The organism is Mesobacillus selenatarsenatis SF-1 (assembly GCF_000813125.1).
Taxonomy (GTDB): Bacteria; Bacillota; Bacilli; order Bacillales; family Cytobacillaceae; genus Mesobacillus; species Mesobacillus selenatarsenatis.
Genome location: NZ_BASE01000092.1, coordinates 19,838 through 27,016, shown reverse-complemented (window position 1 = coordinate 27,016; position 7,179 = coordinate 19,838). Strand labels below are relative to the sequence as shown.

Sequence of the window (7,179 nt, the reverse complement as noted above, 5' to 3'; positions counted from 1 at the left end):
GGTGCCCTAACAAGCAAAAATTTTGGAAATGAGGTAACCAATAAAGCAAATTTGCACCTGACTAGGCAGAAAGCCGTAATTTCGGTCGCAGCAGGTGATGCAACCACAGAAAAAAACTTTATTTTAAAGGGGAGGGAACATCGAGTGGCAAAAAGAAAACAATCCGGCACATGTGAATTATGCTGCCGGGAAGAGGTTGAGGTGACAGTCCATCATCTGATTCCTAAAGAAATGGGAGGCACTTTCATGCCAACTGCCATTCTATGTATCCCTTGTCATAAACAGATTCATGCTCTGTTCACGAATGAAGAGCTTGCAGCGGGTTTGAACACGATTGATCGACTCCGCTCCCATCCTGAATTGCAGAAGTTTTTGAAATGGATAAAAAAGCAGCCTTCTACAAGGCTGCCGAAAATTTCAAAATCTAATGCGCGAAAAAGAAATAAGCGCTAGTTATTTCCTACTGTCGGCTGGTCAATCAGGTTGGCATCCAGGACATTGCTGGCGCTTAATCCATTATTCGTGACTATGAATCCGCCAGTATTGAATCCACCTTGCCCAGCGACTGTTTTTGAATTGCTTTTTGGCGAGATGAACAGCGTGTCGCCAAACTGCACCGTCCCGCCGCCTACATTCAATATTTGCACAGGACCTATTATTGCTGGCATTGAAAACATCCTTTTCTGCTTTTGTTTAGTCTTTTTTTAAAAGCTGATTTTGCTGTTCTAAACTGATAGATGTTCAGTGATAAAGACTAAGCTCCATAATAAATCTATATGCCTTCTTCACCTGAATTGTTATTACGGGGCAGAAGCTGGCGTATATGCTTAACCCGTGCTTCCATGGCTATATTGCGGCTGTTTCCAAGGTGAACAATAGAAGAGGAAGAGGCTCCCAGGATATCAATATTCCGAACCTTCAATACAGGGTTAAGGTTGTGGGTTGAGAAAATAATTTCTTCATCTGGTGGTTGAAATGGAATCGCTTCTGAAAAGACGGGAAACGCATCGAAGTTACCTTCATTGTCAAAAAATATTTCTGCCTCTCTTTGCACGGCCAATGCCCTTGAGACCGCCAGTATTTGCTCCGAATCACCAATCTGGAAAATTGAGGAGAAGGATACCGAGTCAATTTTGATATGGTCAACACATGTTATTCTTTGAAGCATAGCGATTACGATATATCCGGCGATAATGGGACAAAAGGACCGACAATCAACGATTCAGCAGGTGTGTCAAAGGTAGCTGCGAGCTGGATTGTTTCAGCGTCCCCAACCATCAACAGGGAGGAGCTCGACACACCGATAACCCTGATGTCACCAACACAAATATCCCGGTTATAGACTTGGAAATTCATTATGAACGTCCTTCCTTTACACTATCCGGCAGGTTTTTCAGGAAGAGGAATACACCATTCTGGATTTCCTGTTTAAGCAAATCAATCACCTTTTCATTCAGCTGAGGGCTTAGTTCAGTTCCTCTTTCACTTGATGATTGTTCCTGTAAATGTTGTGCCACTCTGCCAGACAACTGTTTTTTAATATCATTTTTTATGAACTCAAAATACGAATCATCTACACTGATTCCCAACTCCGTTTGGGCACCTCGGTAAATATTCTCCAAATCAGATTCAAGATATTGGTTCAGTGCTGTTTCAATCTCGATTGTCCTTTTAAATAACTGCTTTGGCGGAATCGGAACATTCACAGATTTTTGATCAACGGAAAAATCTTCGATCCCATCCAATTCTGAGGGGTTCAAGCCGATATTTAAGGTTCCTTCGAGCGTTTCCACTTTTAACTGGTCGAACTTATACTCGATATTTCCGATTTGAACCGGAGGCCGCTCCTTAATTGCAGCAATTTCCTGTTGCAGCTCTAAAACCATCTTCTCCAATCTGGCAGTCTTTCTGCTCTGGTGTTCCACATATAAATGCAGCTTCTTTACATATTGATAGAATTCCGTGTTCAAACGAATCACCTCGCCTCGACCCAGCATTTTGACACTAGTTTAATTTTTACGGACAGGAGCTTGCAGTGGTACGGCTGGAGCTTCCAGTGTGCCTCCAGGTACACCCTCCATGCCAGTTGAAATTTCCGTAGGGTGGACAGCCTCTGGAGCAGGTGCTGTGAATCCCCCAGTGTTATAAAGGTAAGAAACTGGCTTTATCATTCCTGCACTGCCAATTTGCAAAACAGAAGAGTTTGTGATTCCATCAATTCTCAGTTGGTTGATATTGATCGATTGTTGTATATAAAAATTCATTGTACTCACCCGCATTATACATTCAGATAATTGCCTTGATCGACGGCATCCTGATCATACGTATTTGTTGAACTTTGATTATTGTACACGGTCAATCCATCTCCGGTATTGAATGAACCAGCACCGGAAAAAGTTTTAGCATTGGAAACCGGGCTTATTCTGTAAACATCGCCTATGTGGAAGACAGCGCTGTTTCCCAGGGAAATGACCTGTGCGACTCCGACAATTGCTGGCATTTGCAACACCCTTTAATTAGATTTCTTTAATATCCTATGTGCCCAGACAAAGAATGTGATTAAAATGCCTATTGTGTTTACAAGGCTCTTTTCACAGACTTTTTCCTTTAAAAAACGGTGTTGGAAATTTGGTTTCTTTCTAATAGCTTCTGTTCAGATAAGGTCCTAAGCTAAAATACAATTCAATCAAAGCGAAGGCTGCCTTGAAGAAAATACTTGTTATATAACAGACATAAATTTATATAACAGAAGCGATAATATGTTAATATATTTATATATTTAGAATTATAAAATTATTCTATAGGAGGCAGATTATGAACGTTCCATTGCTGTTGAGCCAGTTTCTAGACCGTGCTGTGTCGCTTTACGGCGACAAGAAAGCCATTTTTTCTGAAGACAGGGCGCTTACATATTCTGAGTTGAATGAAAGGGTGAACAGGCTTTCGGATGGATTAAGAAATCTTGGAGTGTGCAAGGATGAACGGATTGCCTATCTTGCCCCCAATTCGATCGAAATGCTGGAAGGTTTCTATGGTGTATTCCAGGTTGGCGGAATCATGGTCCCGTTGAATATTCGGCTGAAGCCGGAAGATTATTTGTTCATCCTTAACCACAGTGAATCAAAGGTTTTGTTCGTGGACCAAGATTTATATCATTTAATCCAGCCAATCAAGGATCAGCTCGAAAGCGTTCAGCACATTATTGTCCATTACATGGATGATAGCCTGGATGAAATTAGTTATGACGAATGGCTTTCAAAACATTCTTCTGAAACGTTCAAACGTGAAGAGCTTGATGAAAATGATGTCTGTAGTCTGCTTTATACAAGTGGGACGACTGGGAATCCAAAAGGAGTCATGCTCACGCACCGGAATAATTACCTCCACGCTCTTAGCACAATGCACCATTTACGCGTCAGCGATGAGGATGTCCTCCTGCATGTCCTGCCTATGTTCCATGTTAACGGGTGGGGATCGCCATTCTATTACACAGCGAACGGCGCTTCGCAGGTGTGCCTGCGAAAAACGACCCCTGAGACAATTTTTAACGCGTTGGAAAAACACAAAGTCAGCGTCATGCACATGGCTCCAACTGTGTTGAATGCGCTGCTTCAGTTTTATGAAAAGATTGTCCCGAGCATCGAACAGCAGGTACGGGTGATCATTGCTGGTTCTGCTCCGCCACCAGCATTCGTTACCCGGGTGGAAAAGGAACTGGGCTGGGAGTTCATCCAGGTATACGGCATGACAGAATCCTCCCCTCTAAGCACAATTTCAACTGTCAGGTCCCATTTGAAGCAGCTTCCTTTGAATGAACAATACCGAATGAAAGCAAAAGCAGGTATATCAATGATTGGCAGTCAGGTAAAAGTCGTGAATGATCATGGCGATGAGGTTGCCCATGATGGCAAGGAAATAGGTGAAGTCATTACCCGAAGCAATGGAGTCATGAAAGGGTACTGGAAAAATGAAGAGGCGACGATGGAAACGATCCGTAATGGCTGGCTTCATACCGGGGACATGGCAACGGTCGATAAATACGGCAACATTGATATCGTCGACCGCAAGAAAGACGTCATCATTAGCGGAGGCGAAAATATTTCCTCCATCGAAGTTGAGGGGGTATTATATGACCATCCGGCTGTCCTTGAAGCAGCAGTGATTGCTGTTCCTCACGAAAAATGGGGCGAGACTCCGCATGCATATATTGTGCTTCGTGAAAATGAGCAAGTCTCAGAACAGGAGCTCATTGCTTTTTCGAGAGAAAAACTTGCCCATTTTAAAGCAATTACTGGAGTCACTTTCGTAAAAGAACTGCCGAAAACGGCTTCAGGAAAAATTCAGAAGGTCCATTTACGGAATGAATACTGGGAAGCAAATGGCAAGACTGGCAGATTAGTAAATTAATAGCCTGAAGGGGGACTGCCTTGCTTGTGGCGTCCCCTTTCTCTATTACCTTTGGCATGATGGTATATTGTGTGATATACATAGATTAGATGTAAACTATTGGATGGAATGAGGGGGAAGATGGAGATTAACGGACAGGTATCCGGAAATAGGGTTGTTTCAATTGACCGGATGCGAGGCTTTTCATTATTGGGGATATTTCTTGTAAATATGATTTCATTCCATTCGCCCTATTTTTATATTGATCCAGAAACATGGTGGGATGGAAAAGCAAATTTATTTACATACAAGTTCATTGATTTATTTATCCAGGCTAGCTTTTACCCGCTATTTTCAATGCTGTTTGGGTATGGGTTGGTTATTTTAAGAGAGCGAACGCTTGAAAAAGGCCTGAGCTTCAATCCTCTTGCATTAAGGAGACTCTCGATCCTATTGTTGATTGGGGTCATCCATGCATTCTTGATCTGGCCAGGTGATATTCTCATAACCTATGCAGTATGCGGTTTTGTTTTCCTTCTGTTTATTGGCTGGAGTGCAAAGAGGCTTCTCATTGCCGGATTGGTTTTATACATAGTTCCAAATATTCTTTTGTTGTTGATGCTCGGTGCTGCATCAGCCGTTGACGGTGGAGAGGGATTTTCAATGTATGACGCACAAGCTGCAGAACAGACAATAACTATCTATCAAAATGGCAGCTTTGCTGAAGTGACACATCATAGAATAACTGAATGGTACAAAAATAATAACCTGTTTGGATTGTTCTTATATTTGATCACTATCCTTCCTCTGTTCATGGTTGGAGCCGGGGCGGCTAAGCTCAGACTGTTTGAAAATGTACGGGACAAAAGGAGGAAGCTTGCAGCCGCTGCAGCTGTACTCGCAACTCTTGGCCTGCTGATCAAAGCAATTCCATACATGTATGGAAAAACATTGATGACGGATTATGCGCAGGATGTTTTTGGCGGGGCGATGGTCGCGATGGCGTATGCACTGATCATTGCGCTGATTTCTGAGCTTAAACGATTTGACAGACATTTCTACCCGCTGGAAGCTGCGGGGAGGATCTCAATCAGCAATTACCTATTCCAGTCCATCGTTTCGACATTGATTTTTTACAGTTATGGACTAGGATACTATGGGGAATTGTCCATTTTCTCGGGAACAATGCTTGCGCTTGGAATTTATGTGATTCAGTTGGCATTTAGCAGTTGGTGGGTCAAAAGATTTTACTATGGACCTGTCGAATGGCTGTGGCGCAGTGGCACATACATGAAGAAACAGCGTTTTAAAAAGGGAGAAGCCTGATGGAGAAGGTCATCATCATCGGCTGCGGAGGCGCAGGAAAATCGACACTGGCCCGGAAGCTCGGAAAAATACTTAACTTAAAGGTGTATCATCTTGATGCAATGTACTGGAAACCGGGCTGGGAAATGACTGCAAAGGATGAGTGGAAAGAACTAATTCAGCAAGTGATTGAGGAAGATTCATGGATCTTGGATGGCAACTACGGGAGTACGATGGATTTGCGGGCACAAGCGGCTGACACCATCATCTTCCTCGATTACTCTGCTCCAAGATGCCTGTATGGAATTTTTAAAAGGAGAATCATGTATCACGGCAAGTCAAGGCCAGATATGAATGAAGGCTGTCCGGAGAGACTCGATTGGGATTTTATCAAATGGGTCGCAAATTACAAGCGTGAAAAATCTCCTGGCATTATTGTGAAGTTAAAAGAACTCAAGCTTCAAGGAAAAGAAATCATCCATTTAAAAAATACTCGTGAAACAGAGAAATTCATAAAAGAGCAGTCAATTAAAGGGGGACGAAAACATGAAATTAGCCACATATAAAAATGAATCTGGCCAGTTTATTGGGATTGTCAATGCAGAAGGGACCCACGTTCTGCCACTTCGGGAAGCCTATGAAAAAATGGGTGGTCAACCAGCGATACCGGCTGATATGCTAGAAGCTATTTCAATGGGAGAAGTGTTTTATCAGGGAGCGGAAAAAATCCTTCAATGGGTAAGCGAGAACAATCTGGACAGCGAGCTATACATCCCGATTGAATCAGTTGTATTGCTAGCGCCGATTCCGCGTCCGTCCAAGAATATTTTCTGTGTGGGCAAAAATTATGCCGAGCATGCGATTGAAATGGGCAGCAAGGACGATATCCCTCAGCACGTAATGGTGTTCACGAAAGCACCAACTACTGTCATTGCCCATGGTCAGAACATCGATGAGCATAAAGAACTGACAGAGCAACTGGACTATGAAGGCGAGCTCGCAGTCATCATCGGCAAAAAAGGAAAAGCAATCAAAAGGGAAGAGGCTTTGGGTTACGTGTTTGGATATACAATCATTAACGATGTGACTGCCCGCGACCTCCAGGCAAAACACAAACAGTTTTTCATTGGTAAAAGCCTTGATACCACTTGCCCGATGGGGCCGTGGATTGTCCATAAATCAGCAATCGCAAATCCGAACAACCTGGATATTAAGACCTCAGTAAATGGAGAAGTGAGACAGGATTCCAACACGGAAAACTTCATTTTCCCGGTAGAAGAGGTCATTGCAGTGCTCTCCCAGGGAATGACACTTGAGCCAGGGGATATCATTGCTACCGGAACACCAGCAGGCGTAGGCAAAGGCTTCAAGCCGCCAAGGTTCCTAAAGGCTGGAGATACAATTGAAATTACTGTTGAAGGGATTGGGACATTAAAAAATAGGGTAACAAAGTAATCTAGTATGTAATCGATCCTCCTTATTCTAAGG

At 43.1% G+C, this 7,179-nt stretch carries 11 protein-coding genes; 5 read left to right on the top strand and 6 right to left on the bottom strand.

The window, feature by feature from the left end; all coding sequences use genetic code 11:
• Positions 1 to 144 precede the first annotated feature (144 nt).
• A complete protein-coding gene (gene hlpB, locus TY49_RS18605) occupies positions 145 to 453 on the top strand; it encodes an HNH nuclease-like protein HlpB (protein ID WP_041967416.1) in 309 nt (102 codons plus the stop codon).
• Here the strand turns inward: hlpB and TY49_RS18600 are convergent.
• From TY49_RS18600 to TY49_RS18575, 6 genes are all read right to left on the bottom strand, one after another.
• Positions 450 to 668, bottom strand: coding sequence for a spore germination protein (locus tag TY49_RS18600; RefSeq protein WP_023615349.1), 219 nt, complete (start codon positions 666 to 668; stop codon positions 450 to 452). The two genes, hlpB and TY49_RS18600, sit on opposite strands and share 4 nt — an antisense overlap.
• A 104-nt stretch (positions 669 to 772) precedes the next feature.
• A complete protein-coding gene (locus TY49_RS18595) occupies positions 773 to 1,168 on the bottom strand; it encodes a spore germination protein GerPE (RefSeq protein WP_041967412.1) in 396 nt (131 codons plus the stop codon).
• A 5-nt stretch (positions 1,169 to 1,173) separates the two neighbouring features.
• A complete protein-coding gene (locus TY49_RS18590) occupies positions 1,174 to 1,356 on the bottom strand; it encodes a spore germination protein GerPD (RefSeq protein WP_041967411.1) in 183 nt (60 codons plus the stop codon).
• Complete coding sequence (gene gerPC, locus TY49_RS18585; protein ID WP_041967410.1) at positions 1,356 to 1,970, bottom strand: spore germination protein GerPC; 615 nt, start codon at positions 1,968 to 1,970, stop codon at positions 1,356 to 1,358. The genes TY49_RS18590 and gerPC overlap by 1 nt, the downstream gene beginning before the upstream one ends.
• 39 nt (positions 1,971 to 2,009) lie before the next feature.
• Positions 2,010 to 2,264 (bottom strand): spore germination protein GerPB, encoded by a 255-nt coding sequence (locus tag TY49_RS18580; RefSeq protein ID WP_041967409.1) that lies wholly within the window; start codon positions 2,262 to 2,264, stop codon positions 2,010 to 2,012.
• A gap of 14 nt (positions 2,265 to 2,278) precedes the next feature.
• Complete coding sequence (locus tag TY49_RS18575; protein WP_041967408.1) at positions 2,279 to 2,500, bottom strand: spore germination protein; 222 nt, start codon at positions 2,498 to 2,500, stop codon at positions 2,279 to 2,281.
• Positions 2,501 to 2,814: 314 nt separating this feature from the next.
• On the opposite strand from TY49_RS18575, the gene TY49_RS18570 reads away from it, so the two are divergent.
• The 4 genes from TY49_RS18570 (at position 2,815) to TY49_RS18555 (ending at position 7,146) form a co-directional block, all read left to right on the top strand.
• Positions 2,815 to 4,407: a long-chain-fatty-acid--CoA ligase gene (locus TY49_RS18570; RefSeq protein ID WP_041967407.1), complete on the top strand. Its 1,593-nt coding sequence runs from the start codon at positions 2,815 to 2,817 to the stop codon at positions 4,405 to 4,407.
• Between the two features lie 120 nt (positions 4,408 to 4,527).
• Positions 4,528 to 5,712 carry a DUF418 domain-containing protein gene (locus TY49_RS18565; protein WP_156972728.1) on the top strand — a complete coding sequence of 395 codons (1,185 nt, stop codon included), beginning with the start codon at positions 4,528 to 4,530 and terminating at the stop codon, positions 5,710 to 5,712.
• Positions 5,712 to 6,257: a DNA topology modulation protein gene (locus TY49_RS18560; RefSeq protein WP_041967406.1), complete on the top strand. Its 546-nt coding sequence runs from the start codon at positions 5,712 to 5,714 to the stop codon at positions 6,255 to 6,257. Before TY49_RS18565 ends, TY49_RS18560 begins: the two co-directional genes overlap by 1 nt.
• Positions 6,238 to 7,146, top strand: a complete 909-nt coding sequence (locus tag TY49_RS18555; protein ID WP_041967405.1) for a fumarylacetoacetate hydrolase family protein — start codon at positions 6,238 to 6,240, stop codon at positions 7,144 to 7,146. The genes TY49_RS18560 and TY49_RS18555 overlap by 20 nt, the downstream gene beginning before the upstream one ends.
• The last annotated feature ends 33 nt before the right edge of the window (positions 7,147 to 7,179 follow it).

What these genes read in the sequence shown, in the direction of transcription:
- TY49_RS18595 (WP_041967412.1), bottom strand. Translation starts at nt 1,168, where the DNA reads ATGCTTCAAAGAATAACATGTGTTGACCATATCAAAATTGACTCGGTA.
- TY49_RS18560 (WP_041967406.1), top strand. Translation starts at nt 5,712, where the DNA reads ATGGAGAAGGTCATCATCATCGGCTGCGGAGGCGCAGGAAAATCGACA.
- TY49_RS18580 (WP_041967409.1), bottom strand. Translation starts at nt 2,264, where the DNA reads ATGAATTTTTATATACAACAATCGATCAATATCAACCAACTGAGAATT.
- TY49_RS18565 (WP_156972728.1), top strand. Translation starts at nt 4,528, where the DNA reads ATGGAGATTAACGGACAGGTATCCGGAAATAGGGTTGTTTCAATTGAC.
- TY49_RS18600 (WP_023615349.1), bottom strand. Translation starts at nt 668, where the DNA reads ATGCCAGCAATAATAGGTCCTGTGCAAATATTGAATGTAGGCGGCGGG.
- TY49_RS18575 (WP_041967408.1), bottom strand. Translation starts at nt 2,500, where the DNA reads ATGCCAGCAATTGTCGGAGTCGCACAGGTCATTTCCCTGGGAAACAGC.
- TY49_RS18590 (WP_041967411.1), bottom strand. Translation starts at nt 1,356, where the DNA reads ATGAATTTCCAAGTCTATAACCGGGATATTTGTGTTGGTGACATCAGG.
- TY49_RS18555 (WP_041967405.1), top strand. Translation starts at nt 6,238, where the DNA reads ATGAAATTAGCCACATATAAAAATGAATCTGGCCAGTTTATTGGGATT.
- TY49_RS18570 (WP_041967407.1), top strand. Translation starts at nt 2,815, where the DNA reads ATGAACGTTCCATTGCTGTTGAGCCAGTTTCTAGACCGTGCTGTGTCG.